Here is a 26538-nt window from a genome sequence, read left to right on the forward strand (position 1 = left end):
TGAAGACCCCCGCATCCCTGATCTTTGTCGCTTCATTGCTGACCGCCTGCGGCGGAGGAAATGGTGGTGGCGGCTTCGTCGGCTCGTTCCCGGCGACCGGCACGTCGACGAGCGCCCCGCCGGCCGGCAACGGCAATCCCGTGACTCCTCCCGACAATCCGCTGCCGCCTGTCGAGACACTGCCGGTGCTCGGCGCGGCCACCGGCGCGGCGCTCATCGATTGCGCCTCGCTCGCCGGCTTCACCTTTGCCAACGCGACGATCACTGCAGCCAATGCGATTGCCGCCGGCACCCTGAGCGTCGCCGGCAAGCCGGTGGGGGCGCATTGCCAGGTGCGCGGATCGATGTATCAGCGCACAAGCCCGGTCGACGGCCAGAGCTATGCGATCGGCTTCGAGATGCGCTTGCCGGTGAACTGGAACGGGCGGTATTTCTATCAGGCCAACGGGGGGCTCGACGGCAGCGTCGGCACAGCCACCGGGCCGGTGGGCGGAGGCGGTGTTCTGGACAACGCCCTGAACAAGGGCTTCGCGGTGATCAGCTCCGACGCGGGGCACCAGGCGCCCACGCCGTTCTTCGGCATCGATCCACAGGCTCGTCTCGACTACGGCTACCAGGCGGTCGGCAAGCTCACGCCGATGGCGAAGGCGTTGATCGCGTCGGCTTATGGAAAGGGCCCGGACCGCTCCTATATCGGCGGCTGCTCCAACGGCGGGCGCCACACGATGGTTGCCATGTCACGCTATGCGGACGACTACGACGGCTTCCTGGTGGGCGACCCCGGCTTCCGGCTTCCCCTTGCGGCCTCCGCAAACATCGTCGGCGCCCAGAACTACAACGCCCTGGCAACCACCCCGGGCGATCCGGGCACGGGTTTCACGCTGGCCGAACGTACCTTGGTCTCCAATGCAGTCCTCGCCAAGTGCGACGCCCTCGACGGCACCACCGACGGCATCGTCCAGGACACCGGCGCATGCCAGGCGGCTTTCTCGCTCGACCGCGACGTTCCCACCTGCAGCGGCTCGCGCGATGGCACATGCCTCTCGGCCGACCAGAAGCTTCGCATTGCGCAACTCTTCGCGGGTGCGCTCGACGGCAGTGGAAAGAAGATCTATGCGAGCTTTCCCTTCGATGCGGGCCTGAACACCACCGGCTGGTCATCGTGGAAGTTCTCGAATTCATTGAACCTCGACTCGGGCGCGGTCGCCTTCGTCTGGCAGGTGCCGCCCGAGAACCCGACCGGCTTCAATGGTCCCAATTTCACGCTCACGGCCAACATCGATTCGATCCTCTCGAAGATCACGTCGACCGACGGGCTCTACACCGAGAACTCGCTTTCGTTCATGACGCCGCCGAACCCTACGGATCTGAGTCGCTTGAAGAAGCGCGGCGCCAAGGTCATGGCCTACCATGGAACGAGCGACCCCATCTTCTCGAGCGACGATACGCAGCACTGGTATGACCAGCTGACGGCGGCCAACGGCGGCGATGCGTCCAACTTCGCACGGTTCTATCGGGTGCCCGGAATGAACCACTGCGCCGGCGGCCCGACCACCGATCAGTTCGACATGCTCGCACCGCTCGTCAATTGGGTGGAGAAGGGCGAGGCCGCCGATTCCGTCGTCGCTTCGGCGCGCGGTGCGGGCAACGCAGGCGGCGTGAACGGGGATGTTCCCTCCGGCTGGTCGCCCACCCGCAGCCGGCCGCTCTGCGCCTACCCGAAGGTTGCGCGCTACAAGGGCACGGGCGATATCGAGAAGGCCGAGAGTTTCAGCTGCCAATGAAAGGCTTCGCGGCTGGTAGCACTCGGCCGCGAGCGAAGTGCGTGGCTATACTGCGCCCGTCATGCCGAACAAGGCGTGATCGGGTTTAGCAGCCCGAAGCAATCTCTGCGACGTGAGCCGCAGTTTCCCCGCAGGACCTGCGGCTTTGTCATTCGCGCTTCCAGTTTTGGCGGCTCGGATGGGAGGGCTCGCGCCCTGCCGGTTTCTCGCAAGAGGTTGCCCGGTCTGCTAACCCGTCCGAGCTGCCGCCCCGTTTAGCAGCGGGTGTGGCGGTTTTTGCAAATCGCAACCTCGGGAGGTCGCTCGTGACCAAGTCTGCTCGCGTGCTCAAGCACGCGCCGAAAACCGATGCCGCCTCAACGCCGAAGTCGGCTCATCCCCATTCAAATGCCGAGTCGGTTGCCCTGCAAGCAGGCGACGACGTCGAGGGCATTCGCCAAGTGCACAGCGCCTACGTATGCCTCGAAAAGCTCGTCGTTCCGATGCAGGTGAATGAGCGCGAGGAGATCTATCCAACCCGATCCGAATTCGGCGCACTGTTCCGCCTGGTCAATGAGGAGCTGCAACGGCGGATCGACGCTGCGGACAGCACGATCGGCTCCTTGCGCGACGCTTTGAGCAAGCAAGTCTGCGAACCTGATCGATGAGTGGCTCGGGGCAAGCGCCGGTCAATCCGCCCCAGGCCGCCACACCCGCGCCAGTGCGGCCATCTTGCCCCTGAATCCCAGCCGGTCGTTCGACAGCGCATCGATGAAATCCGACAGCCGCTGCGACTTCACCATCGTGTAGATCGTCAGCCACGTCGTCGCGACGAACACCACGCCGAACCACATTGCCTTGCGCCACAGCGGCGCGTCGGCCTCAGCCAGCAGGTTCATGCCGAGGAAGCCGGTGGTGATGGTGCCGATGAGGCCGAACAGCGTGACCACCGTGAGCCGCACGACAGTGCTGGCCTGCCTGCGCAGGCTGTCGGCGTCGAGATACGTGTTCATGTCGGCGATGCGTGCCTTGACTTCGTCGTAGAGTGGGTCGAGCCCGAGGTGCGTGGCGCACATGTGCGAGAGCGCGCGCACCTGCGCCTGCTCTGAAATTTCGTGGAACCAGTAGCGGTGCGTGAAGCGCAGGAAGCGCTCGAAGCTCGCGCGGATGGCGCGCTTGAACTGCTTCACGCTCGGCGTGCTGCGAATGTCCAGCCGCTTGAGCGCCTCCACCAACTGGTCGGAGAACATCAGCAGCGAGGCCTTCTGGAAATGCGCAATGAGGAACAGCAGGAAGTGCTGATGCCTGAACTGCGCGAGCACGCCGCGGTCGCGGCAGCAGAAGAATTCGGAGTTCGCGTCGCCCACCACGATGAGCGCATGGCCGTTGCACAGGTAGCGCGTGTTGGGCGCTGCTCCTGCGTTCACCCAGAAGCGGTCGTAGCAGTACTTGTGCTCGAAGTCCGCGAGGTGATGTTCCGCGTAGGGCAGGTGGGCGTCGGTAGCGCCTGCGCCGGTGACCAGCGCGAGCCGCACGAAGTCGTCGCGAGTGAGGCGGCGCGGGTCGTCCAGCGAGAGATAAGCCATGACCGGCATGCGGTAGTACTCGATCTGCCGGTAGCGCAGCACGCCGGGGTCTTCCGAATGGTCGCTTACCAGCGGCTGCATCAGGTAGGCCCAATGGGCGGAGATGCGTGGCGCGCGATGCTGCGCCACGTGCGAGAGAAAGGCCTCGCGCTGCTGCGCGTCGGAGCTCGCGAGCACATGGCCGTCGGCGGCCAGCCATTCGACGCTGGCCATGCAGTGCAGTGCCGAGCCGTCGGGTTCCCAACCTGAGGGGTAGGCGCGGCCGAAGCGGTAGAGGATGTCTTGCGCCTGCGCGAGACTCAGGTTGTTCGCGCCGACTTCGAGGTTGAGCAGCACCACGTCGATGTCGAAGAAGAAGTACAGGTCGCAATGGATCACATCGAGCGTGACCGGCGCGTCGCCTGGCTGCGCCACCAGGCGCACGGCCGCAATGTCGTGGCGGCGGAAGATGCGCATCGGCGAATCGCCGTCGCCGCCCATGCCATCGCCACGCGAGCGGCCTTCGCCGTACAGGAAGCGCTGCACGTACGGCAGGAAGCTCACGAACTCGTTGTAGTGCCGCTCGTGAAAGCGGCTGCTGTCGCCGGTGTATTCGTCGACCTCTTCGCGCCACGGCGAGGCGTCGCCCATCTCGCGCAGCACATGCCAGGGGGCGTGATGGTGTGCAGCGTGCGGCGCAGGCATCAGCCGCAAGGGCCAGAGAAGGGCCTGGCGGAAATGCTGCACGGTGGGGGCGCCCGTGAGGGGCGTATGTGCCTCTGTGGGCATGGTGGCCGCGGGTGGGTTCAGCATGGGCTTCAGTGTAGGCAGAAGGTGAGACAAAACGACCACCTAGGGGAATCCCTATATGAGCATGAAACCGGTTTCATATAAGCTGCAAGCCTTGCTTTCGGGGCACGCACGCGCCCACCCGGCGCGCATTCGGGTCCGCCCACCATGAACTACCAGTTTCAATTCGACGCCGTCTTTGCCGCCTGGCCGCTGCTGCTCAAGGGCACGTGGATCACGGTCCAGCTCTCGCTCATTGCCACGGTGCTGGGCCTGGTGGTGGCCATCTTCTGTGCTTGGGGCAAGACCTCGGGGCCGGGCTGGCTGCGCTTTCTGGTCAATGCCTACATCGAGGTGATCCGCAACACGCCGTTCCTCGTGCAGCTGTTCTTTTTCTTCTTCGCGCTGCCGGCCATCGGGTTGCGCTGGTCGCCGCAGACGGCAGCGCTGGTGGCCATGGTGGTGAACCTGGGCGCCTACGCCACGGAAATCATCCGCGCGGGCATCGAGTCGATTCCCAAGGGGCAGATCGAGGCGGGCAGGGCGCTGAACCTCAAGCCCTGGGAAATCTTCCGCTTCGTCATCATCAAGCCCGCGCTGAAGGCCATCTACCCGGCGCTCACGAGCCAGTTCATTTTGCTGATGCTGAGCTCGGCCGTGGTGTCGGTCATCTCGGCCGACGACCTGACCTCGGTGGCCGCCAACCTGCAGTCACAGACCTTCCGCAGCTTCGAGATCTACATCGTCGTGGCCGCCATCTATCTCGCGCTGGCGCTGGCCTTCTCGGCCATGTTCAAGCTGATCTACAAGCGCACGCTCAACTACCCGGACCGCCGGTAAGAGACGACGGACGGAGACAACAACATGCGCACCTTCGGCTTTCCCGAATTCCTTTTCATCCTCGAAGCGGCCAAGTGGACGCTGGCGCTGTCGGCCATCGCCTTTGTGGGCGGCGCGATCCTGGGGCTCATCATTGCGCTGATGCGCACGTCCGAATCGACGTGGGCGCGGGCCGTATCGACCACCTTCATCCAGATCTTCCAGGGCACGCCGCTGCTGCTGCAGCTGTTCCTGGTGTTCTTCGGCGCGCCGGTGCTGGGGCTGGACATCAATCCGTGGGTTGCCGCCGGCGTAGCGCTCATCCTGAACAGCGCGGCCTTCCTCGGCGAGATCTGGCGCGGCTGCATCGAGGCCATTCCGCGCGGACAGTGGGAAGCAGCAGAGGCGCTGAGCCTGAAGTACAGCTCGCGCATGCGCGACGTGGTGCTGCCGCAGGCCTTCAAGATCGCGCTGGCGCCCACGGTGGGCTATCTGGTGCAGATCATCAAGGGCACCTCGCTCGCGGCCATCATCGGCTTTGTCGAGGTCACGCGTGCGGGGCAGATCGTCAACAACGCCACCTTCCAGCCGCTCATCGTGTTCTCGGTGGTAGCAGCCATCTACTTTGCGATCTGCTGGCCGCTTTCATTGCTGGCCGCGCGCATGGAGCGCCGCCGCGCCCGGGCGCTCGCGCGCTGACCCTTTTCGTTGTTCTTTTTCTTTCTCGTCGCTTCCTTCCCTTATTCAGGAGACACATCCAATGACCGTCATCACCTCCCGCCGCGCAGCGCTGGCAGCCCTCGGCCTCGGCGCCGCCCTCACCGTGTTCGCACCCTTCGCCTCGGCGCAGACCGTGGCCGACATCAAGAAGAAGGGCGAGATCACCATCGGCATGCTGGTCGACTTTCCGCCCTACGGCACCACCGACGCCAAGAACCAGCCCGACGGCTACGACGCCGACGTGGCCAAGCTGCTGGCCAAGGACTGGGGCGTCAAGGCCAACATCGTGCCGGTGACCGGCCCGAACCGCATTCCCTTCCTGCTGACCAACAAGGTCGACCTGCTGGTGGCTTCGCTGGCCGTTACGCCCGAGCGCGCGAAGCAGGTGCAGTTCTCGCAGCCCTACGCAGCCGCCACCATCGTGCTGTACGGTGCGACCAAGACCTCCATCAAGGCGGCAGGCGACCTGAAGGGCCTGCGCGTGGGCGTGGCTCGCGCTTCGACGCAAGACGTGGCCGTGACCAAGGCCGCACCGGAAGGCACCGAAATCCGCCGCTTCGACGACGATGCATCGGCCATGCAGGCGCTGATCTCGGGCCAGGTCGATGCCATTGGCTGCTCGGTGACCGTGGCAGCGCAGATCGCCAAGCGCGTACCCGCCAACACCTTCGAAAACAAGTTCACGCTGGTGCAGCAGTCGATGGGCATCGCGATGCGTCCGGGCCAGGAAGAGCTGCACAAGGCGGTGAACGAGTTCGTGCAGAAGAACACCGCCAACGGCGAGCTCAACAAGCTGTATCAGAAGTGGCTGCAGGCCGACCTGCCCAAAATGCAATAAGCAACCCCCGAGGCTGAAGGAATCCTGGCATGACGACGGAATCGATCATCCGCATGGAAGCGGTCAACAAGTGGTACGGTGAATTCCAGGTGTTGACCGGCATCGACCTGTCGGTGCGCCAGGGCGAGCGCATCGTGATCTGCGGGCCCTCGGGCTCGGGCAAGTCCACGCTCATCCGCTGCATCAACCGGCTCGAGACGGTGCAGAAGGGCCGCATCGTGGTCGACGGCATCGACCTCACGGCCGGCGGCAAGAACATCGACGCGGTGCGTGCCGAGGTCGGCATGGTGTTCCAGCAGTTCAACCTGTTCCCGCACCTCACCATCCTCGAGAACTGCACGCTTGCGCCGATGCGTTCGCGCGGCATGACGAAGGCGCAGGCGGAAGAGGTGGCCATGAAGTACCTCACGCGCGTGCGCATTCCGGAGCAGGCTGGCAAGTACCCCAGCCAGCTCTCGGGCGGCCAGCAGCAGCGCGTTGCGATTGCGCGCGCGCTGTGCATGACGCCCAAGATCATGCTGTTCGACGAGCCCACTTCGGCGCTCGACCCCGAGATGGTCAAGGAAGTGCTCGACACCATGATTGGCCTGGCCGAAGACGGCATGACCATGCTGTGCGTGACGCACGAAATGGGCTTTGCCCGCAGCGTCGCTGATCGCGTGATCTTCATGGCCGAAGGCAAGATCGTCGAGCAGGCGCCGCCCGAAGAGTTCTTCGGCAACCCGAAGGACGAGCGCACGCGACAGTTCCTCGGCCAGATCCTCAGCTCCCACCAAGCACACTGAATGTCTTTCTCCGTTCTGATTTCTCTGTCGTCCTTCGGCGCGGCCGAGGTGGGGCGGCATGGCCAGCTCTGGTGTTCGCAGCTGGCACGCGCGGCCGGCGCCGATTCGGTCGAAGTGCGCGGCGAGATGTTGCGCGACGCCGATGCCGAGTTGCCCGCATTGAACGGGCTCGCCTCCGTGTATTCCAGCCCCGAGGGCCTGTGGGCCCAGGGCGGCTGGCTCGACAGCGCCGCGCTCAAGCGCGGCATCGCTGCCGCCACGCGCGTGGGCGCGAAGCGGCTGAAGATGTCCATCGGCGACTTCCAGGCTTCCTCGCACGGCTCGCTCTGGGGCCTGAAGGTGGAGCTTGCGGAAACCCGCGTCGAGCTGCTCATCGAGAACGACCAGACCGTGCGCGCCGGCACGCTGCCCGCGCTGCAGACCTTCTTCGACGTGGCCGACCGCGCCGGCGTGCCGCTCGGCATGACCTTCGACATGGGCAACTGGCACTGGCTCGGCGAATGCCCGCTGCAGGCCGCGCAGGCGCTCGGCCACCGCGTGCGCTACGTGCATTGCAAGGGTGCGCAGCGCCTGCCGCACAAGTGGGTGGCAGTGCCGCTGGGCGACTCGGTCGCGCCATGGCGCTCGGTGCTGCGTGCGCTGCCTGCCGACGTGCCGCACGCCATCGAATACCCGCTCGTGGGCGACGACCTGCTGGCCGTTACCCGCGCGCAGATCGACTTCATCCGCGCCGCGCGGGCGTAGGAACAAAAACATGACAGAACCAACCGCCTTCGACGTTGCACTCTTCGGCGAAGCCATGCTGCTGCTCGTGGCCGATCGGCCCGGCCCGCTGGAAAACGCAGAGGCGTTCCACAAGCGCACTGCCGGCGCCGAGACCAACGTGGCCATCGGCCTCTCGCGCCTGGGCCTCAAGGTGGGCTGGGCCAGCCGGCTCGGCACCGACTCGATGGGCCGCGCGCTGCTGGCCGCGATGCGCGCCGAAGGCATCGACTGCTCGCACGTGATCACCGACGCAACGCAGCGCACTGGCTTCCAGTTCAAGGGCCGTGTCACCGACGGCAGCGACCCGCCGATCGAATACCACCGCAAGGGCTCGGCCGCGAGCCACATGGGCCCGGCCGACGTCGACGAAGCATGGTTGCGTTCGGCGCGTCACCTGCACGCCACCGGCGTGTTCGCCGCCATCTCCGACACCAGCCTGCAGGCCGCGCTCAAGACCATGGACGTGATGCGCGCCGCTGGCCGCACCATCTCGTTCGACACCAACCTGCGCCCCACGCTGTGGTCGTCCACCGAGACCATGCGCCATTGGGTCAACGAACTCGCCTCGCGCGCCGACTGGGTGCTGCCCGGCATCGAAGAGGGGCTGCTGCTCACCGGCCATGACAAGCCCGAAGACGTGGCGAAGTTCTATCGTGATCGCGGCGCGAAGCTGGTCGTCGTCAAGCTCGGCGCCGAGGGCGCCTACTACGACAGCGATGTGGCCGGCACCGGCCGTGTCGATGGCTTCCCGGTGAAGGAAGTGATCGACACCGTGGGCGCGGGCGACGGCTTCGCAGCCGGCGTGGTGAGCGCGCTGCTCGAAGGCAAGAGCGTGCCCGAGGCCGTGCGCCGCGGCGCATGGATCGGCGCGCGTGCAGTGCAGGTGCTGGGCGACACCGAAGGCCTGCCGACGCGGGCGCAACTCGAAGAAGCGGGGCTCTGAACACCATGGCGAATGTGTCGAAGAAGAACGTGCTCGTCTTCCGGCCGTTGCCCGAAGACCAGCTGGCGCGCCTGCAAGCCGCGCACCATGTGGTCGTGGCCGATCCGCGCAGGGAGCCCGAGGCCTTTGCCGCCGCGCTTCACAGCGCGCACGGGCTGATCGGGTCGAGCCACCCGGTCGATGCCGCGTTGCTCGATGGGGCGCCGCAGCTCCAGGTGATTTCGAGCGTGTCGGTCGGTGTCGACAACTATCCGCTGGCCGAGCTGCACAAGCGCGGCATCGTGCTGTGCCACACGCCCGACGTGCTCACCGAAACGGTGGCCGACACGGTGTTCGCGATCCTCATGGCAACGCAGCGCCGCGTGGTCGAGCTCTCGACGCTCGTGCGCGAAGGCCGCTGGACGAAGAACATCGGCGAAGAGCTCTTCGGCACCGACGTGCACGGCAAGACTCTGGGCATCCTCGGCTTCGGCCGCATCGGGCAGGCCGTGGCGCGCCGTGGTGCGCTGGGCTTCGGCATGCCGGTGCTGTATCACGCACGCCGCCCGGTCGACCTGGCAACGCAGGCGCCCGAATTGCAGGGCCGCGCCACGCACACGCCGCTGGACGACCTGCTCGCGCGCGCCGACATCGTGCTCGCGATGCTGCCGCTGACCGACGCGACGCGCGGCATGATCGACACCGCCTTCTTCGCGCGCATGAAGCCCGGTGCAGCCTTCATCAACGGTGGCCGTGGCGCCACCGTGAACGAAGACGCGCTGCTCTACGCACTCGACCACGGCACACTGCGCGCCGCCGGCCTCGATGTGTTCGCGAAAGAGCCGCTGCCGGCCGATTCGCCATTGCGCACCCATCCGCGCGTGACGCCGCTGCCGCACATCGGCTCGGCCACGCACGAGACGCGACACGCCATGGCCGAGCTCGCCACGACGAACCTGCTGCAGGTGCTGGCCGGAGAGAAGCCGACTGCGCCGTACGACACGGCGAACGCATGAGCACGAGCCGGTTTTTCTCCCTCCCCCGCTGGGGGAGGGCGGGAGCAAAACCATGAAGCCGACCGGCCGCGCCACCATCGCCGACGTCGCCGAAGCCGCCGGCGTCTCCAAGGCCACCGTCTCGCGCTTCCTCAATCACCGCGAGCGGCTGCTGAGCCCCGACATCGCCGCGCGCGTCGAAGTCGCCATCGCGGCGCTGGCCTATTCGCCGAGCCCGATGGCGCAGGCGCTGAGCCATGGCCGCTCGCGGCTCATCGGCCTGATCGTGGCCGACATCACCAATCCGTACTCGGTGGCGGTGCTGCGCGGCGCCGAGAAGGCCTGCCAGGACGCCGGCTACCTCGTGATGCTGTTCAACCTCGGCAACGAGAGCGAACGCGAGCGCGAGGCCATCGACGCGCTGGCGGGCTACCAGGTCGACGGCTTCATCCTCAACACGCTGGGCCGCGGCAGCAATGTGGTCGACGCGGTCACGCTGCACGGCAAGCCGGCGGTGCTGGTCGACCGCCGCCACACCGGCATGCACACCGACTTCGTCTCGCTCGACAACCACGCCGCGATGCAGGCCACCTGCGGTCATCTGGTCGAAGGCGGGTATCGCGAGCTGCTCTACGTCACCGAGCCGCAGAAGGGCGTGAGCTCGCGGCGCGAACGCACGGCCGCCTTCGGTGCCTGCGTGGCCGCGCACGAGCCGCGCGTGGCGGGCGAGGTGTTCGAGTGCGTCGAGGGCGAGAGCGATGCGCTCGACGAGGCCCTGCGCGCTCTGCGCCAGCGCGCCAAGCGCGGCCGCCGTGCCGCGGTGGTCGCGGGCAATGCCGTGGTCACGCTGCGCATCGCGCAGGCCATGGCGCGGCTGGGCTGGCAGTTTGGTGCCGACCTCGGCTTTGTCGGCTTCGACGATCCCGAATGGGCCTCGCTCATCGGCCCCGGCCTGAGCACCGTGGCACAGCCTACCGACGCCATCGGCCGCACGGCCGCTACCTGCCTGATCGAGAGGCTGCGTGGGCTGGATGCGGCGCCGCGCCAGTTGCTGCTGCCTGGAGAGCTGGTGGTGCGGGGCTCGTCGCAGGCGCTCTAGCGTCCTGCTGCGCGCGGTCGAAGGTGATCGGCCCGCGCATCCAGTCGGCCGCGCGTTCGGCAATCATGATCGTCGGCGCGTTGGTGTTGCCGCCGATCAGCGTCGGCATGATCGAGGCATCGACCACGCGCAGGTTCTCGATGCCGTGCACGCGCAGCTTTGCATCGACCACCGCCATCGCATCCGTGCCCATCTTGCAGGTGCCCACGGGGTGGTAGATGGTGTCGGCGCGCGCGCGAATGTGCTGAATGAGTTCTTCGTCGGTGTGCGCGTCGGCCGTGTAGAGCTCGTGGTGGCGGTACTTTTCGAGCGTCGGCGCGCGCAGGATCTCGCGCATCTTCTTCACGCCCTGCAGCAGCAGCGCCATGTCCTCGGGGTCTGACAGAAAGCGCGGATCGATGCGCGGCGGCGAGCCTGGGCCGGCATCGTTCAGGCGCACGTCGCCGCGGCCCTTGGGACGCAGCACGCACACGTGGCACGAGAAGCCGAAGCCCGCGTGCAGCTTGCGTGCATGGTCATCGGTGATCGCGATCACGAAGTGCAGTTGCAGGTCGGGCCGCCGCAGTTCGGGCGACGACTTGATGAAGGCGCCGCCCTCGGCGAACGGCGTCGCGATCATGCCCTTGCCGCTCTTGCGCCACTCGGCGATGGCCTTCACCAGATGCAGGCCACCCACCACGCCGATGCCGAACAGGTCGGTGTGCTTCGAGGTGTAGGCGAGGATGAAGTCGGTGTGGTCCTGCAGGTTCTGGCCGACGCCCGGCAGTGCATGCTGCACGGCAATGCCGTGGCGGCCCAACTCGGCCGGGTCGCCGATGCCCGAGAGCATCAGCAGTTGCGGCGAGTTGAATGCGCCGCCGCACAGCGCCACTTCGCGCCGGGCGTGAAGGGTCTCGATGCTGCCGTCTTTGCGCCGCACCTCCACGCCGGTGGCGCGCCGGTCTTCGAGCACCACGCGCAGGGCCTGCGTGTCGGTTAGCACTGTGAGGTTGGGGCGCTGGTTCATCACCGGATGCAGGTAGGCGGCGGCCGCCGAGCAGCGCTCGCCGTTGCGCGCGCCATCGTGGAACTGCGTGACCTGGTAGAGGCCCGCGCCTTCCTGTTCGGCGCCATTGAAGTCGTCGTTGCGCGGAATGCCGCACTCCGCAGCGGCCCGCACGAAGTCTTCGGCAATGGGGCGCGGGCTCTGTTGCTCCGAGACCTGCAGCGGCCCGTCGGCACCGTGCAGTGCGCTCGCGCCGCGCTGGTTGCCCTCGGCGCGCTTGAAGTAGGGCAGCACTGCGTCGAACGACCAGCCGGTGCAGCCCGCGCGCTCCCAGTCGTCGTAGTCGTCGCGATGGCCGCGCACGTAGAGCATGGCGTTGATCGCGCTGGAGCCGCCCAGGCAGCGCCCGCGCGGCTGGTAGCCTTTGCGCCCGTTCAGGCCGGGCTGCGGCACGGTCTGGTAGGCGTAGTTGTTGATGCGCGGGCGGCCCGGCAGCATTGCCACCGTGGCGGCAGGCGCCCGCACCAGGATGCCGCGGCCGTCGCCGCCGGCCTCGACCAGGCAGACCTTCACGGCGGGGTCTTCGCTCAGCCGCGAGGCCAGCGTGGCGCCGCCGGAGCCGCCACCCACGATGACGTAGTCGAATTCCATGGCGCTTCTTCCTTTTGTTCTGTGCTGCCTGCGTCCGCGCGGACGGATTCGACTGTAGGAATGAACGTGCAATCAGGGCTTGGCGTTTTCCCTTGTCTCCGAAGTCAGGTCGAGGTCATGCCGAGGTCGTGCAGATACCTCTGCAGCTCTTCGATGTGGGCGGAGTCGACGATGGCGCCGACATAGCCGTCCGGGCGCACCAGCACCCAGTCGCCCGACGCGAGCCCATAGGCTTCGCGGAAATGGCCGCCATGGTCGCGCAGGTCGCCTCTTTCGCCGAAGGTGTGGATGTGCAGGCCTGGGCGCGGTGCCACGTCGCGACGCTCGACCTCGCAGCCCAGCAGCGTCCACTGCGCGCCCTTGAACAGCTCGAACAGGCGCGTCGGTTGCCCGGCGGCGCCGGTGACCGGCGCATCGGGCGCGCGGTCACCCGCACGCAGGCCGCCAACGCGTGCCGGCTTCTCCATCGCGAGGGACGATTCGGCGTACCCGAGGTCGAGCTGATGCACTTCCCGCCCGCGCCGCATCTCGCCGCGCTTGGCTTCGCCGAGCAACTTCGTGGCAAGCCCGAGCATGTCCGCGGCAATCGGGCGGCGCTCCTCCTCGTAGCTGTCGAGCACGGTACCGGGTGCGCCGGCGGCAACTGCCGCCAGCTTCCAGCCAAGGTTGTAGGCGTCCTGCACGCTGGTGTTGAGCCCCTGGCCGCCGGTGGGGGGATGGACGTGTGCGGCGTCGCCGACCAGCAGCACGCGACCTGCCCGGTAGCGATCGGCCAGACGCGCGTTCATGCTGAAGGCCGAGGCCCACGAGACCGAGTGGATACGGATGTCGTCGCGGCCGGTGCGTTCGGCAACCATTGCTGCCAGCCCCTGTGCGGAGAGGTCGATGTCGCCCTCCAGCGGTATCGGTGCCTGCAGCTGGAACAGCTCCGTTCCGGCGAGCGGGCACAGGGACATCTGTGCATTCATCTCGCCTTCGTTGAAGCGGTGCCATGCTTCGCGCCCCAACCCTGACAGGACGACATCGGCCACCACGGCACGCACGCCCAGCGTCTTGCCCGGAAAGCCGATGTCCAGCGAATGCCGCACGAAGCTGCGGCCACCGTCGGCGCCGACGAGAAAGCGCACGCGCAGCGTTTCTTCACCCGCCGCGCTGGCCAGCCGCGCCGTCACGCCGTCCTCGTCCTGCTCGAAGCCGATCAGTTCGCGGCCGAATGCAGGTCGATGCCCGAGATCGGTCAGGCGCTCGCGCATCACGCCCTCGGTCAGGAACTGCGGGACCATCAAAGGAGAGCCATAGGGTTCAGAAGGTGTCGGTGCTTCGTGCGCCATCACCAGCGAATCGGCATGGCTGCCGTCAGCGCGGTATTCACGCGAGGGCGGATACAGGCCGCCGGCCGCGACGATCCGCTCGAGGATGCCCAGATCCTCGAAGACCTCCTGCGTTCGCGGCTGGATGCCCTTGCCGCGCGAGCCCCGGAAAGGCGTGTCCATCTTCTCGATCAGGCGGAAGGAAACACCTCGCCGCGCCAGGTCGATGGCGAGCGTGAGGCCGGCTGCGCCGGCGCCGCAGATCAGGACGTGGGCGGAAAACTGCTGTGTCATGGCAAACTCCAATATGTGTAATATGCACTCAATAGGAGCGGATGCTATGCCAAAGAAAATAAATGTGCAAGATACACATATGTCCGCGCAACTGCGGGCGCTGCACGGTGCGCTGCTGACCGTTGTGAGCGTCATGAATCGCCCGCAGCGCGACGAGGCGATGGTGCGCGAAGCGGGCATCTCGCTCGACCGCGCCTTGTTTCCGCTGCTGGTGGGCATCGAACGCGTAGGACCGATCGGCGTGGTCGAGCTCGCCGACCGTGTCGGGCGCGACTACACCACGGTCAGCCGGCAGGTCGCGAAGTTGGAGAGTCTTGGCCTGGTGGAGCGCCAGGGCGGCGTTCACGACCGGCGCGTGCGCGAAGCGATCGTGACGCCGAAGGGCAAGGTCATGACCGATGCCGTGGATGCAGCAAGGGAACGGCTGGGGCGCGCCATATTTGCCAAGTGGGAACAGCAGGATTTCGAGGAGCTGGTGCGGCTCCTGCAGAAGTTTGCGGTCGATATCGAGGCGGGCCCTGCAGGCGAGCGTTGATCGGGTTGAGGGGGCGCTGCCTCGCTGACCTTTGAACACATGGTGCGCGACCGGGGCCTCATCGGGTTTCCTCTGCCGCTGCGGACAGGCGATTGACAGCCACCGGCGCGACACTGTCGCAACCGGTCCATCCCGCAAGACAAGGAAGCCAGGAACATGGAAGAGACAACAACAACGACCCCCGCCATCTCGCGCCGCGGCCTGCTGCGCCTTTCCCTTGGCGGCACCGCCATGGCCTCGCTGCCCGGCATCGGCTGGGCAGCCACTGGCGCCGCGGTACCCACCTTTGCCGACGGCCTGCCGCGCAGCCGGCCCGAGGCGCAGGGCATTTCGTCGGCGTCGATCCTCGCCTTTCTCGACGATGCCGAGCGCGGCGCGTTCGAGCTGCACAGCTTCATGCTGTGGCGCAACGGCCATGTGGTGGCCGAGGGCTGGTGGGACCCCTACAAGCCCGAGCGCCGGCACATGACGCATTCGCTGACCAAGAGCGTCACCGTGTGCGCGGTCGGCATGGCCATTGCCGACGGCAAGTTCGGACTCGACGACAAGGTCGTGTCCTTCTTTCCCGAGCACCTGCCGCCCACGGTCAGCGCCAACCTCGCGGCAATGACCGTGCGCGACCTGCTGACCATGCGCACCGGACACGAGTCGATGGTGTCGGGCTCGGTGTGGCGACCCATTCGCACAAGCTGGATTGCCGAGTTCTTCAAGATCCCCGTGGTCTACACGCCGGGCAGCAAGTTCGTCTACACCAGCGCGGCTACCTACATGCTGTCGGCCATCGTGACGAAGACCACCGGGCAATCGACGGCCGACTACCTCAAGCCGCGTTTCTTCGAGCCGCTGGGCATCACCGGCTATGAGTGGGACGTGGGCCCCGAGGGCATTTCGCCAGGCGCCAACGGCCTGAGCTGGAAGACGGTCGATTCGCTCAAGCTCGGCATCCTGCACGCGCAGAACGGGCAGTGGAACGGCAAGCAGATCCTTACGAAGGCCTGGGTCGATTCGGTGCACGCGCCGCACACCAAGGACCGATACGGCTACCAGTGGTGGCTGGGCCAGCACGGCGCCTACAACGCCGACGGCCTGTTCGGCCAGTACTCGGTGGTGTTCCCCGAGCAGAACGCGGTGCTCGCGCTCAACTCAGCGCTGCCGCCCAAGGCCGGGTTCAACGCAAGCATCCTGTACAAGCACTTTCCCGCGGCATTCGGCGCTACTGCCGTGGCCAGCGAGAAGGACTACGCCGCGCTCAAGGCCCGCACGCGCACGCTGCAACTGCTGCCGCCGGTGAAGCCGACCAGCTCGCCCGTTGCCGCGAACGTGTCGGGCCAGCGCTTTGACTTTGCGGAGAACCCGGAGAAGATCAAGTCCATGCGGCTCGACTTCTCTTCCGCGGAGTCTTGCGTCTTCACCATGGAGGACGACCGCGGCACGCACAAGGTGCAGGTCGGCTTGCGCAAGCCCTTCGAGGGCGACACCACCATCACCGGCAACAAGCTGCACCACGAGTACCAGCCCGAGGTGATGCGCGTGGTGGCCAGCGGCGAGTGGCGCGACGCGCGCACCTTCGTCATGACGTGGACCTTCGTCGAGTCGGCCTTCCGCGACACCGTGGAGTGCCGCTTCTCCGGGCCGTACATGCGCTTCGACCGCAGCGTCAATGTGAACTCCAGCGCAACCGAAATGCCTACGCTCACGGGGACGCGCGCGAAGACTTAGCCACACTTTTTGAGAGGCGCTTTTACCGGCGCTTCACTTCCCGGACAAATTGACGGGCGCGGTTCGTGGCTCAATGTCCGTCATGCACATGCTTTCGGACGCCACGATCTTCACGCAGGTGCGCTTCTGGGTGCTGGTGCTCTGCTCGCTGGTGTGCCCGGCCGCGATCTTCGTCACGCTGTTCGTGCGGCGCGAGTTCTCCAAGAAGGCCGTGCTTGCCTTCGGCCTGCTGCTGATCCTGCTCGCGGGCGTCGACATCTTCGTGCTGCGCGCGCTCTCGCTGGAGGCGCAGGCCACGCCTTCGCTGGCTGACGACATCGTCTTCTCGTCCGAGCTGTCGATTGCGCTTTACATCATTCCTGCTGCGTTCGGCACCTTCGGCCTCAATATGGTTTCGCATGTGCTCATGCACTACCTGAAGCAGAAGGAAGCGCGCTTCGAGGCGCACCGGCAGCCGTCGCAGCCGCTGCCCATCGTCAATGGGGCGCATCGGAATCGCCCGAGGGCGCCGGGCGGGCCGCGGATGCGGCCGACCGCCGTGGTGCGTCGTCGGCGCGAGGCGGTGCAGGTCGTCGCCAATGCGCTGCCTCGCGATCCGTCAGCGACGGAAAGACGTCGCGCAACTCCGCGAGCGGCACGCGGCCCGATTCGCGGTTCATGATGAACCACGTCGGTTCTGCCGCATGGCTCGACATTGAATGAGCTGCAACGAACAGTGCGGCCAGGGCGACGAGGGTGCGGGATGCTGCGATCAAGTCCGGGATCTCCAGGGAAGAGGAGGGACGTACATCCTGCTGCGGGAAGGGGACGGCATGGCATCATCGTGCGCCTCTCCCACTCGCATGCCCATGTCCGCAGATTCCTTTGTCCGCCGCGTCCGCAGCCAGCTCGACCAGTTGTCCGCAACCGAGCGGCAGCTTGCCGATTTCGTCCTGGAGTTTCCGGGCGAGCTGGCCAGCTATGCGGGCAACGAGCTGGCGGAACTGGCGGGGGTGTCGCCTTCGACGGTGAGCCGCTTCATCCGTCGCATCGGCTACGAGAACTACGAAGAGGCCCGGCGCCAGGTTCGCGAGGAAAAGCAGACGGGTTCGCCGCTGTTCCAGAACGCGACCGAGGCGTCGAAGCGCGGCCACCTTGTCGCCACGCATTTCCAGCAGTCGCAGGCCAACCTGGCCAGCACCTTCGACCGGCTCAACGACAGGCAGATGGCCGGCATCGTGAAGGCGATCATCGGCGCGGGGCAGGTGCTGATCTTCGGCAGCCGCAGCAGCCATGCCTTTGCCCTTTACCTGCGTTGGCAGATCGTGCAGGTGGTGCCGCGCGTCACCGCCATTCCGGGGCCCGGCGAGACGTTGGCCGAGCACCTGGCTGGCCTGACCGGGCGCGACTGCGTGATCGTCTTCGGCACGCGACGGCAGACGCGGCAGATGGACATCCTGCTCGCGGGCGCCAGCAAGGCCGGCGCGAAGATCGTCTACATCAGCGACAAGGCCTCGCCGGACTTCGCTGGGGCCACCTGGTCGCTGCAATGCGATTGCCGGGGGCCGGGGCTTCTGGACAATCACACTGCCGTGATGGGCATCTGCGACCTGATCGCCACGATGGTGATCGAAGCCTCGGGCTCCGCCGGTCGCAAGCGTCTGGCCGCGATCGAGCTCGAGCACGAGGAAAACGGCGAGCTTTGAGCGGCAGCGGCGCTCGACTGGCCTGATCTGGTCGGAGTGCACTGAAAAGACGCACGACCGTAGTGCGCATCTGCCCATCCAAGGTGCATCCGCAGAGGCTGCAACAGGTCTCGGATGCGCCCGCCTGTGACGGTCATCCCACGCTTTCCCCTCTGAAAAGTACCCCTGCGGCACGTGGCTTACGTGCGTCACGCGCAGGCGGGCATGTAGCTTGCGTAGGGATGTTTCGTATGAAATTGAGATTTCACAAAAACAAACTAGGTGAAATCGATATGTCAGACCGATGGAGTCGCCGATAGCATGCGAAGCGATTCCGGACTGCGCCGAGCAAAGCACTTCATACCTTTCTCAAGGGGTTTCCTATGGCTGGACCTGCACTCTCTTCCGGACCCGACTCGCCCCGGGTCGCCGAACTCGACAGAGCGCTCGACAAGATCGGCGTCACCCGATCGCACCACACGATCATCTTTTTGATCCTCATCGGCTGCCTGTTCGACAGCTTCGAGCAGAACGCCGTGGGTATCGTGGGACCGATGCTGCGCGAGCAGTGGGGGCTCAGCGCTTCCGACATCGGCTTGCTGAACACCGTTACCTTCGCCTGCGCGGCGGTGGGGCGGATCATCTCGGGCTTCATCGCCGACCGCTACGGCCGGCGCGTGATGCTGTCGATCGACCTGCTGCTGTTCACCCTCGGCGCAGGCATCTGCGCGATGGCGCCCAACCTGGCGGTGATGGCGCTGGGCCGCGCGGTCGTGGGTTTCGGGCTGGGCGGCGAGATCGCGATCGCCGTCACCATGCTGGCCGAGTTCTGCTCGACCAAGTTCCGCGGCACCGCTGTCGGGCTGGTGAACGTCGGTGCGGGTGGGCTCGGCAACTTCCTGGCGCCGGGCTTCGGCCTGCTGGTGTTCTGGATGTTCCCGGGCGACAACGCATGGCGCTGGCTGTTCGCCTGCCTGATGGTGCCGGCGCTACTCGGTGCTTTCTATCGCCGCTACATCCCCGAGACGCCGCGCTTCCTCCTGTCGCAGGGCAAGGTGAAGGAAGTCAATGCGGTGTTGTCGCGACTGGCGTCGGGCAGGCTTTCGAAGAAGAACGTGCCGCAGCATCAGTACATCACCGACGATGGGCTGGCCGCGCCGAATGCCCGCATCAAGGTACGCGTGACCGAGATCTTTCGCGGCGCACTGGCGCGGCGGACCATTCCGCTGTGCATCACGATCTGGATGACCTACGGCGCGCAGATCTCGGTGCTCACGCTGATGCCGACCATCCTTGTTGCCCTGGGCTACAGCATGTCGAAGAGCCTGCTCTTCACGATGGTGATGCAGGGCGGCAGCCTGCTGGGGGCCATCGCAGCCTCGCTGCTGGGTTTTCACTTTCCGCGCAAGCGCGTGCTGACGGCCGGCGCCGTGTGCGCCTGCCTGGCGGCGTTGACCATCGGCTTCGTTGCCAAGAGCATCGTGGTGATCCTGATTGCCGGCGCGGTGTTCCAGTTCTTCGTGCTGCTGCTCAACACGACGATCTGGATCTTCGCGCCCGAGCTGTACCCGACCCGGGTGCGAGCCTTCGGCACGGCCTTCATTCTTGCCACTGGCACAGCGGCAGGCGCGCTGATGCCGCTGGTGGCGGGCCGGCTCTTCGATGCCTTCGGCCTGGTCGGCGTGTTCAGCCTTGCGGCCGGTATGTACGCGGTCTTCGTGGTCAGCGTGCAGAGCGTGCCCGAGACCTATGGCCAGTCGCCCGATGCGTTGCCGCTGCCGGGTGAAAGCCCCGGCGACGACGCTGCCCCGACCACGAAGATCGTGCAGCCGGGTTGAATTTTCAGAGAGTCCTCACGCATGCAAGAAATCCTGCTCATCAACCCCAACTCGTCGTCGTCGACCACCGCAATGATGGCGAAGATCGCCAGCAGCGAGGCACCGGCCGGGTGCCGCGTGACAGGCATCACCGCGGCCGGCGGGCCGACCATGATCGTCAATGAAGACGAGCTGAATGCGGCTGCGACGGAGGTGTTGAAAGCCTGGCGTTCCGCTGCCGGCGGAAGGTGGAATGGCGTGATTGTCAGCGCCTTCGGCGATCCGGGCATCGAGTTGCTGCGCCGTGAAGCAGGCGTGCCGGTGGTCGGCATCGCCGAAGCATCGATGCTCGCGGCCAGCGAGGGCCGTCGCCGCTTCGGCATTGCCACGGTCACGCCCGAACTGGTGTCGCCCATCGAGGGCAGGGCGGCCGCGCTGGGACTGCGCGCTCTCTACACCGGCATCCGCCTGACGCAAGGCGACCCGCGCGCGCTGGCAGCTGATCCGCAGGCGCTGGAAGAAGCGCTGGCAAAGGCCGTGCAGTGCTGCATCGACGAAGACGGCGCCCAGGCGGTGATCATCGGCGGCGGCCCGCTGGGGCAGGCCGCACTGGCGCTGGCCCCACGGTTCGACGTGCCGGTGATCGCGCCCATCTCGGCCGCCATGCGACTGCTGTGTTCGCGGTTCGCATCAACCCGGGGAGCATGAGGAATGAGCACCGTGGACGTGTTCATCACAGTGTCGAGCTGGAAGCGCGAGTAGCCGCTTCGGGCTGCACGATCCGCAGCCACGGCCATCGTGCCTGGTAGTCCGCCGCCTTCTTGAGGAACAACTCGCGCATCGGGAGCAGCGGGTTCATGCGCAGAATGCCCGCTGCCAGGTCGTCCAGCCCGTCGGGCGCATAGAGCGTTCCGTCGGCCAGGTCGATGCCGACGCGGGTGCATGCGATGAGGTAGCGGTCGATCCCGTCGCGCGCGGACCCGAGCCGGGGGTAGGGCGACTTGAAGCGCTGCTCATACCAGAGGTGAACGCGCGCCTGGTTCTTGACCTCCACACTCACGCCCAGGTCGGCCACCGCTTTCTGCACGCGCTGGATCACGATGTCTTCGGCTTCCCACGACAGGTCGGTGTCGTCGAAGTAGAAGACGTCGTAATCCTTCACGCCCCAGCCGGGCGGTTTGTCGGAAAGACGGTTCCACGTCGCCTGGAACAGGCAGCCGGCGGTCAGGAAGCCCTGGCGAAGCCCGAGGCCGGGCAGGCGTGAAAGCAGCGCGGCGTTGACCGGGTCCTGCATGGCTTGCCCGATCAAGCCGGTGGGTGTCAATGGCATGGTGTCGACGCAATGCAAAGAGGCCTGACGACCATCGCCGTCAGGCCTCGAATCGTGGAGATGCGAAAGAAGCGGATCAGCCGACTTCAGCGATCAGCTCGATTTCCACGCAAGCCCCCATCGGCACCTGTGCCACGCCGAAGGCGCTGCGTGCATGCGCGCCCTTTTCGGGGCCGAAGACTTCAGCGAAGAACTCGCTCGCGCCGTTGGTCACCAGATGTTGTTCGGTGAAGGTGCCGACCGAGTTGACCAGGCTCATCACCTTGACGATGCGCTTGACCTTGTTGAGGTCGCCCACGGCCGCATGCAGCGTGCCGAGCAGGTCGATGGCGATGGCGCGTGCGGCCTGCTTGCCTTCTTCGGTGCTGATGTTGGCGCCGAGCTGGCCGGCCCAGACCTTGCCGTCCTTCTTCGCGATATGGCCCGAGAGGAACACGAGGTTGCCGGTCTGCACGAAGGGCACGTAGGCGGCGGCAGGGGCGGAGACCGGGGGCAGGGTGATGCCGAGGCTGGAAAGTTTGTCGTAAACGCTCATGGAGACTCCTTGTCTTGGGAAGGCGATTGTGTCCGGGTTTGCGGAAGGCCCTCGACCACTTCCCCCACTGGCTGCACGGTCACGCCGACCCGCAGCGTGTGCCTTGCGCCACCATGGAGTACGCCGCGCATCGGCGACACGTCGGAGTAGTCGCGGCCGATGGCGAGCGTGACGTAGTCTTCGCCCGGCTGGCGGCCGTTGGTGGGGTCGAAGTCGGCCCATCCGCCTTGACTGCCGACGCCTTCGGGGCCGTCGCCGGGCAGGTACACCGACACCCAGGCGTGCGAGGCGTCGGCGCCCACCAGCCGGGGCTGGCCGGGTGGCGGCTGCGTCAGCAGGTAGCCGCTCACGTAGCGCGCGGGCAGGCCCATGGTGCGGAAGCACGCGATCATGATGTGGGCGAAGTCCTGGCACACGCCCTTGCGCTGCGCGAGGGCCTCGACGGCGGGGGTGTTGATCTCGGTGCTGTCGGCGTCGTACGCGAAGTCTTCGTACATGCGCTCGGTGAGGTCCATCGCCACGTCGAAGGTGGGGCGGCCGGGCACGAAGCTGGCGCGCGCATAGGCCGTGAAGTCGTCGTGGCGCGGCACGTAGGGCGACGGAAAGACGAACTCCGAGGCCGCGTCAAAGGTGGCGTCCTTGCGGAAGCGGAAGCGCTCGCGCACGCTCTCCCAGGGCAGCTCGCGCGCCACGGTGGCGGGCAGCACGGGCACCGAGGTTTCGACCACGCTCTCGGCCGTGACGACGAGCCGGTCGTGCGTGGCCTCCAGCGCGAAGAAGGCACGCGTGTTGCCGTACAGGTCGGCCACCTCGCTGCGCTGTGCGGGCGCCGGCTCGATGGCGAGCTTGTGGCTCACGAGCCGCTGCGAGTCGGTGGCCAGCGGCTTCAGATGGGCGAGGTGCTGCGCCGTCTCGACCGGCGGCGCGTACTCGTAGCGCGTTTCGTGGGTGACGTGTAGCAGCATGATGGGTTGGCCTACTTCGACTCGGCGCCGAAATGCGAAGCGTAGATCTTGGCGTAGGTGCCGTCGGCCCGGATGCCTTCGAGGCCCTGGTTGATCTTGGCGAGCAGTTCGGTGTTGCCCTTCTTCACGGCAATGCCGTACTTCTCGACCGGAAAGTTCGCATCGCTCACCGTCTTGAAGCCGCCTGCAGTGTTGTTGGCGATGTAGTGCACCACCACGCCGTTGTCGGCCACCACGGCTTGCACGCCGCCGGCTTCGAGTTCCTTGAGCGCGAGCGGCGTCGATTCGAAGCGCTTGATGGCGGTGCTCGATTTGCCCAGCAGCTTGCCCACCACCTCGTCGCCCGTGGTGCCGTTCTGCACGCCGACCTTCAGGGTCTTGATGTCATCGAACTTCGTGACGGGCGAGTCGTTCTTCACGGCGATCAGCTGCCTGGCGTCGAAATACGACTGCGAGAAATCCATCGTCTGGCGGCGCTCGTCGGTGATGGTGATGGCCGACACCAGCAGATCGCGGTCGCCCTGGTCGAGCGCGTTGAAGATGCCTTCCCACGGCGTGTTGACGAACTTCACCTCGATGCCGGCTTTCTGCGCGACCGCTTTCACCACGTCGATGTCGAAGCCCACGATCTCGCCCTTGTCGTTCTGCGATTCGAAGGGCGTGTAGGCGGCGTCGGTGCCGACCACCAGCACCCGGGCGGCGGCAGGTGGAGGCGGTGCGCTGGCTGCGGCGGGCGCGGCAGGCTCCTGCTTGCTGCAGGCCGCGATGGCGAGCGCCGCGAGCAGGCCGGCGGCGGTGAGTGCGAAGCGGCGGTTGATGGCGATGCCTGACATGGATATGCCTCCTTGGAACTGTCTTTGTCTGGAAATCAGGCTCCGACCGAGCGCAGCGATTCGGATGTCAGCGTGAAGTAGCGTGTGCCGATCGCGTCGGACACATGGTAGGCGGCCGTCTCGCAGTTGGCGAGCAGCTCGACGAGGGCCGGGTAGTTGGCCTCGGGCCCTGCGGCGCAGAGGTGTTCGAGCGTCCAGCCGGCCGGGTCGGGCAGTTCGTACGACAGTGCGGTCAGCTTGCCGGGCGCGCTGCCGGCCAGCCGTGCAATGCGCCCGCGCAGGGTCTGCGTGACCCATGCGAGCGAGCGCGGGTTTTCGGCGTCGAGCACCAGGAGGTCGACCATGGTGGCGACGTCGCGGCGCTGCTGGTAGCGGGCGTGGAAGGTGATGGTGCTGTCGAACAGCGCCACCATCGCCTCGAAGCCGCTCACCTCGTGCACGGCGCCGTTGTCAAAGCCGGCCTCCAGCGCATTCGACAAGAAGCCCAGTCGCTCGATGTGGCGGCCGATGGACAGCAGCCGCCAGGCGTCGTCGCGCGTCATGCGGTCGGTCTGCGCGCCGGTCATGGCGGCCAGCGCGGTGCTGGCGGACTCGAGGGCGCGCAACGCGGCACTGCTGGCAAAGCTGCCCTCGCCAGCCTGCTCGGCCGCGCGGCGCAGGAAGTCGGTCTCGGCGCGCACGATCTGGTTCCAGTTGTCCTGCGACAGGCGCTCGCGCACGGCGGCGGCCGCTTGCCGGATGCACATCAGGCTGAAACCCACGCTGCCGCCGCGCTCCACATCGCCCAGTTCGGCGATGAGCGCGCGTTCGAACACGCGGCGCGATTGCGGCGCGCTCGGCACTTCGGCCGGCACCAGTGCATTTCGTAGCGCCATGCGGTGCAGCCATTCGAGCAACGGGCGCGAGGACTGGTCTTCGCTGCCCAGCAGGTTGAGCGTGAGGCGCGCAAGGCGCACGGCGTTTTCGGCGCGCTCGGTGTAGCGGCCGAGCCAGAACATGTTTTCCGCGGCGCGGCTGGTAACGGGCGCGCGGTGCCGCGCGAGCGATGCCGGCGTGGCGTGCGGCTGCAGCAGCGTGGTGCGGTCGACCTCGCCGTGGGTCTGCACCCACACGTCGGCGCTGCTGCCGCCACGTTGCATCGACGCGATCTGCGCATCGGGCCCCGCAAGCCGGGCCAGGCCGCCGGGCAGCACGCGCCACGACTGCGCGCCGTCGCTCACCGCGAACACGCGCAGCAGCACAGCGCGCGGCGCGATGTGGCCCGGGCCCATGTCGTTGGCCCAGGTGGGCATCTGCGACAGCGGCTGGTAGCCCTGCACGGTGTGCACGTCGCCTTCTCGCACGATGCGGCCGGCCCATTCGTCGAGCTCGCGCCGGCCGAGCTGGCTGCCGAGCACGGCGTCGAAGCTGGCGCGGCCGTCGAAGCCGGGGTAGGTGGGCTTGATGGCGCAGTCGGCCAGCTGCGGCAGCACCGATTCGAGCGCGGCACGCTCGCCGCACCACCAGGTGGGCAGCGCGGGCAGCTTGAGCTTTTCGCCGATCAGGCGGCGCGCCAGCCCCGGCAAGAAGCCGAGCAGCGCGGGCGATTCGAGGAACGCCGAGCCCGGCATGTTGGCCACCAGCACGTTGCCGGCACGAATGGCCTGCAGCAGGCCGGGCACGCCGAGCGTGGAATCGGGGCGCAGTTCCAGCGGGTCGAGGAACTGGTCGTCGAGCCGCTTGATGAGGCCGTGCACCGGGCGCAGGCCCTGCAGCGTCTTGAGGTAGAGCCGCTGGTCGCGCACCGTGAGGTCGCTGCCTTCGACCAGCGTGATGCCCAGGTAGCGCGCGAGGTACGCGTGTTCGAAGTAGGTTTCGTTGTACGGGCCGGGCGTGAGCAGCGCGATGTGCGGCGGTACGCCGGCCGGGCACATGCGCTGCAGGCCTTCCATCATGGCGCTGTAGGTGGCGGCCAGGCGTTGCACGTGCAGCGCCTCGAAGGCTTGCGGAAACTGCCGCGTGATGGCGAGGCGGTTTTCAAGCAGGTAGCCCAGGCCCGAGGGCGCCTGCGTGCGCTGCGAAACCACCCACCAGTTGCCGTCGGGGCCGCGTGCGAGGTCGAAGGCGGTGATGTGCAGCCAGGTGTCGCCCGGCGGCTTCACGCCGTGCAGCGCGCGCAGATAGCCGGGGTGGCCGCGCACCAGCGCCGGGGGAATGAGCCCTTCGGCCAGCAGCTGCTGCGGGCCGTAGACGTCGGCCATCACCCGGTCGAGCACGCGCACGCGCTGCAGCACGCCAGCCTCGATCTGGCTCCAGCTTTCGGGCGAGACGATCAGCGGGAACAGGTCGAGCGACCAGGGGCGCTGCGGGCCATTGGCGTCGGCGTACACGTTGTAGGTGACGCCGTTGTCGCGGATCTGCCGTTCAAGGCTGGCCGCGCGTCGGGGCAGGTCGTTGAAGCCGCCCGGGCCGAGCTGTTCGAAGAAGGCGTTCCAGGCGGGCGTGAGCGGCGGTTGTTCGCCGGAAGGGCCCTGTGTCTGCGTCTGGGATTGAGACTGCGACGACTGCGATTGGGACTGCGACTGCCCAGTGGCCGGTGGTCGTTCGACCGCGGCGTCGTACAGCAGCGGGGCGGGCGCAGGGGCTGGCGCAGCCCCCGGCACTGGCCGTACAGGCGCTACCGCGGTGGACTGCCCACGCAGTTCATCGAAATGGCCGGGCAGGGCCGGCGGGGCGAGCGCCGACGCCAGGGCCGCTGGAAACTCCAGTGCCTGGGCGTCGAACAGGGATTCGTTCAAAGGTTCCACAGGAGGGGGATTGTCACACTGCCTTCACGGGTATCCGTTTGGGCAGCGTGCTAA

24 protein-coding genes are annotated in these 26538 nt (G+C 66.9%); 16 read left to right on the forward strand and 8 right to left on the reverse strand.

The annotated features are described in order from the left end of the window. The first annotated feature begins 140 nt into the window (after window positions 1-140). The gene (locus BLW48_RS20330; protein WP_256330849.1) at window positions 141-1784 is read left to right on the forward strand and encodes a tannase/feruloyl esterase family alpha/beta hydrolase; all 1644 of its coding nucleotides are present in this window, start codon (window positions 141-143) and stop codon (window positions 1782-1784) included. A 305-nt stretch (window positions 1785-2089) separates the two neighbouring features. After that, on the forward strand, window positions 2090-2431 hold the full coding sequence (locus BLW48_RS35850) for a hypothetical protein (RefSeq protein WP_256330845.1): 342 nt from the start codon (window positions 2090-2092) through the stop codon (window positions 2429-2431). Window positions 2432-2452: 21 nt separating this feature from the next. Here BLW48_RS35850 and BLW48_RS20340 read toward each other — a convergent pair whose 3' ends face one another. Further along, window positions 2453-4141, reverse strand: coding sequence for a CorA family divalent cation transporter (locus BLW48_RS20340; RefSeq protein WP_256330846.1), 1689 nt, complete (start codon window positions 4139-4141; stop codon window positions 2453-2455). Window positions 4142-4285: 144 nt separating this feature from the next. On the opposite strand from BLW48_RS20340, the gene BLW48_RS20345 reads away from it, so the two are divergent. The 8 genes from BLW48_RS20345 to BLW48_RS20380 all read left to right on the forward strand — a co-directional run bounded on the left by BLW48_RS20345 (window position 4286) and on the right by BLW48_RS20380 (window position 11060). After that, entirely contained in the window at window positions 4286-4957 is a 672-nt protein-coding gene (locus tag BLW48_RS20345) for an amino acid ABC transporter permease (RefSeq protein WP_093050872.1), read from the forward strand. 24 nt (window positions 4958-4981) lie between these two features. Beyond that, the gene (locus BLW48_RS20350) at window positions 4982-5635 is read left to right on the forward strand and encodes an amino acid ABC transporter permease (protein ID WP_093177145.1); all 654 of its coding nucleotides are present in this window, start codon (window positions 4982-4984) and stop codon (window positions 5633-5635) included. A gap of 61 nt (window positions 5636-5696) precedes the next feature. Then, window positions 5697-6494 (forward strand): transporter substrate-binding domain-containing protein, encoded by a 798-nt coding sequence (locus tag BLW48_RS20355; protein ID WP_093050866.1) that lies wholly within the window; start codon window positions 5697-5699, stop codon window positions 6492-6494. Between the two features lie 29 nt (window positions 6495-6523). Beyond that, window positions 6524-7279, forward strand: coding sequence for an amino acid ABC transporter ATP-binding protein (locus BLW48_RS20360; RefSeq protein WP_093050863.1), 756 nt, complete (start codon window positions 6524-6526; stop codon window positions 7277-7279). Next, window positions 7280-8023, forward strand: coding sequence for a sugar phosphate isomerase/epimerase family protein (locus BLW48_RS20365; RefSeq protein WP_093177146.1), 744 nt, complete (start codon window positions 7280-7282; stop codon window positions 8021-8023). It begins immediately after the preceding gene. Window positions 8024-8033: 10 nt separating this feature from the next. After that, window positions 8034-8987 (forward strand): sugar kinase, encoded by a 954-nt coding sequence (locus BLW48_RS20370; protein WP_093080089.1) that lies wholly within the window; start codon window positions 8034-8036, stop codon window positions 8985-8987. Between the two features lie 5 nt (window positions 8988-8992). Beyond that, window positions 8993-9982 carry a 2-hydroxyacid dehydrogenase gene (locus tag BLW48_RS20375; RefSeq protein WP_093177148.1) on the forward strand — a complete coding sequence of 330 codons (990 nt, stop codon included), beginning with the start codon at window positions 8993-8995 and terminating at the stop codon, window positions 9980-9982. A 52-nt stretch (window positions 9983-10034) separates the two neighbouring features. Next, a complete protein-coding gene (locus tag BLW48_RS20380) occupies window positions 10035-11060 on the forward strand; it encodes a LacI family DNA-binding transcriptional regulator (protein WP_093050851.1) in 1026 nt (341 codons plus the stop codon). On the opposite strand, the gene BLW48_RS20385 is transcribed toward BLW48_RS20380, so the two are convergent. Both BLW48_RS20385 and BLW48_RS20390 read right to left on the reverse strand, forming a co-directional pair. After that, on the reverse strand, window positions 10960-12696 hold the full coding sequence (locus BLW48_RS20385; RefSeq protein ID WP_093177149.1) for a GMC family oxidoreductase: 1737 nt from the start codon (window positions 12694-12696) through the stop codon (window positions 10960-10962). The two genes, BLW48_RS20380 and BLW48_RS20385, sit on opposite strands and share 101 nt — an antisense overlap. 104 nt (window positions 12697-12800) lie before the next feature. Beyond that, window positions 12801-14300, reverse strand: a complete 1500-nt coding sequence (locus BLW48_RS20390) for an FAD-dependent oxidoreductase (RefSeq protein WP_093177151.1) — start codon at window positions 14298-14300, stop codon at window positions 12801-12803. Window positions 14301-14379: 79 nt separating this feature from the next. Between BLW48_RS20390 and BLW48_RS20395 the strand changes: the two genes are divergently transcribed. The 6 genes from BLW48_RS20395 (at window position 14380) to BLW48_RS20420 (ending at window position 20743) form a co-directional block, all read left to right on the forward strand. Continuing rightward, window positions 14380-14835: a MarR family winged helix-turn-helix transcriptional regulator gene (locus tag BLW48_RS20395; protein ID WP_256216930.1), complete on the forward strand. Its 456-nt coding sequence runs from the start codon at window positions 14380-14382 to the stop codon at window positions 14833-14835. 156 nt (window positions 14836-14991) lie between these two features. Further along, window positions 14992-16554 (forward strand): serine hydrolase domain-containing protein, encoded by a 1563-nt coding sequence (locus BLW48_RS20400; RefSeq protein WP_093177153.1) that lies wholly within the window; start codon window positions 14992-14994, stop codon window positions 16552-16554. An 82-nt stretch (window positions 16555-16636) separates the two neighbouring features. Beyond that, the gene (locus BLW48_RS35425; protein ID WP_177142363.1) at window positions 16637-17215 is read left to right on the forward strand and encodes a hypothetical protein; all 579 of its coding nucleotides are present in this window, start codon (window positions 16637-16639) and stop codon (window positions 17213-17215) included. 181 nt (window positions 17216-17396) lie between these two features. Continuing rightward, entirely contained in the window at window positions 17397-18239 is an 843-nt protein-coding gene (locus tag BLW48_RS20410) for a MurR/RpiR family transcriptional regulator (protein ID WP_176928712.1), read from the forward strand. A gap of 362 nt (window positions 18240-18601) precedes the next feature. Continuing rightward, window positions 18602-20056, forward strand: coding sequence for an MFS transporter (locus BLW48_RS20415; RefSeq protein ID WP_093177154.1), 1455 nt, complete (start codon window positions 18602-18604; stop codon window positions 20054-20056). 21 nt (window positions 20057-20077) lie between these two features. Further along, a complete protein-coding gene (locus BLW48_RS20420) occupies window positions 20078-20743 on the forward strand; it encodes an aspartate/glutamate racemase family protein (RefSeq protein WP_093177156.1) in 666 nt (221 codons plus the stop codon). 25 nt (window positions 20744-20768) lie between these two features. On the opposite strand, the gene BLW48_RS20425 is transcribed toward BLW48_RS20420, so the two are convergent. The 5 genes from BLW48_RS20425 to BLW48_RS20445 form a co-directional block, all read right to left on the reverse strand. After that, window positions 20769-21365 carry a nucleotidyltransferase family protein gene (locus BLW48_RS20425; protein ID WP_093177157.1) on the reverse strand — a complete coding sequence of 199 codons (597 nt, stop codon included), beginning with the start codon at window positions 21363-21365 and terminating at the stop codon, window positions 20769-20771. Between the two features lie 76 nt (window positions 21366-21441). Next, the gene (locus BLW48_RS20430) at window positions 21442-21900 is read right to left on the reverse strand and encodes a RidA family protein (RefSeq protein WP_093080114.1); all 459 of its coding nucleotides are present in this window, start codon (window positions 21898-21900) and stop codon (window positions 21442-21444) included. Continuing rightward, entirely contained in the window at window positions 21897-22865 is a 969-nt protein-coding gene (locus BLW48_RS20435) for a transglutaminase family protein (RefSeq protein ID WP_093177159.1), read from the reverse strand. The genes BLW48_RS20430 and BLW48_RS20435 overlap by 4 nt, the downstream gene beginning before the upstream one ends. An 11-nt stretch (window positions 22866-22876) precedes the next feature. Next, entirely contained in the window at window positions 22877-23698 is an 822-nt protein-coding gene (locus tag BLW48_RS20440; protein ID WP_093177160.1) for a basic amino acid ABC transporter substrate-binding protein, read from the reverse strand. A gap of 35 nt (window positions 23699-23733) precedes the next feature. Continuing rightward, window positions 23734-26484: a circularly permuted type 2 ATP-grasp protein gene (locus BLW48_RS20445; protein ID WP_093177162.1), complete on the reverse strand. Its 2751-nt coding sequence runs from the start codon at window positions 26482-26484 to the stop codon at window positions 23734-23736. Window positions 26485-26538: the final 54 nt, after the last annotated feature.

This window comes from Variovorax sp. YR266, assembly GCF_900107295.1.
Lineage (GTDB): Bacteria > Pseudomonadota > Gammaproteobacteria > Burkholderiales > Burkholderiaceae_C > Variovorax.

Coding starts and splice junctions, on each gene's coding strand:
- BLW48_RS20340 (WP_256330846.1), bottom strand. CDS start 4,141: ATGCTGAACCCACCCGCGGCCACCATGCCCACAGAGGCACATACGCCC.
- BLW48_RS20345 (WP_093050872.1), top strand. CDS start 4,286: ATGAACTACCAGTTTCAATTCGACGCCGTCTTTGCCGCCTGGCCGCTG.
- BLW48_RS20350 (WP_093177145.1), top strand. CDS start 4,982: ATGCGCACCTTCGGCTTTCCCGAATTCCTTTTCATCCTCGAAGCGGCC.
- BLW48_RS20355 (WP_093050866.1), top strand. CDS start 5,697: ATGACCGTCATCACCTCCCGCCGCGCAGCGCTGGCAGCCCTCGGCCTC.
- BLW48_RS20360 (WP_093050863.1), top strand. CDS start 6,524: ATGACGACGGAATCGATCATCCGCATGGAAGCGGTCAACAAGTGGTAC.
- BLW48_RS20365 (WP_093177146.1), top strand. CDS start 7,280: ATGTCTTTCTCCGTTCTGATTTCTCTGTCGTCCTTCGGCGCGGCCGAG.
- BLW48_RS20370 (WP_093080089.1), top strand. CDS start 8,034: ATGACAGAACCAACCGCCTTCGACGTTGCACTCTTCGGCGAAGCCATG.
- BLW48_RS20375 (WP_093177148.1), top strand. CDS start 8,993: ATGGCGAATGTGTCGAAGAAGAACGTGCTCGTCTTCCGGCCGTTGCCC.
- BLW48_RS20380 (WP_093050851.1), top strand. CDS start 10,035: ATGAAGCCGACCGGCCGCGCCACCATCGCCGACGTCGCCGAAGCCGCC.
- BLW48_RS20385 (WP_093177149.1), bottom strand. CDS start 12,696: ATGGAATTCGACTACGTCATCGTGGGTGGCGGCTCCGGCGGCGCCACG.
- BLW48_RS20390 (WP_093177151.1), bottom strand. CDS start 14,300: ATGACACAGCAGTTTTCCGCCCACGTCCTGATCTGCGGCGCCGGCGCA.
- BLW48_RS20395 (WP_256216930.1), top strand. CDS start 14,380: ATGTCCGCGCAACTGCGGGCGCTGCACGGTGCGCTGCTGACCGTTGTG.
- BLW48_RS20400 (WP_093177153.1), top strand. CDS start 14,992: ATGGAAGAGACAACAACAACGACCCCCGCCATCTCGCGCCGCGGCCTG.
- BLW48_RS35425 (WP_177142363.1), top strand. CDS start 16,637: ATGCACATGCTTTCGGACGCCACGATCTTCACGCAGGTGCGCTTCTGG.
- BLW48_RS20410 (WP_176928712.1), top strand. CDS start 17,397: ATGCCCATGTCCGCAGATTCCTTTGTCCGCCGCGTCCGCAGCCAGCTC.
- BLW48_RS20415 (WP_093177154.1), top strand. CDS start 18,602: ATGGCTGGACCTGCACTCTCTTCCGGACCCGACTCGCCCCGGGTCGCC.
- BLW48_RS20420 (WP_093177156.1), top strand. CDS start 20,078: ATGCAAGAAATCCTGCTCATCAACCCCAACTCGTCGTCGTCGACCACC.
- BLW48_RS20425 (WP_093177157.1), bottom strand. CDS start 21,365: ATGCCATTGACACCCACCGGCTTGATCGGGCAAGCCATGCAGGACCCG.
- BLW48_RS20430 (WP_093080114.1), bottom strand. CDS start 21,900: ATGAGCGTTTACGACAAACTTTCCAGCCTCGGCATCACCCTGCCCCCG.
- BLW48_RS20435 (WP_093177159.1), bottom strand. CDS start 22,865: ATGCTGCTACACGTCACCCACGAAACGCGCTACGAGTACGCGCCGCCG.
- BLW48_RS20440 (WP_093177160.1), bottom strand. CDS start 23,698: ATGTCAGGCATCGCCATCAACCGCCGCTTCGCACTCACCGCCGCCGGC.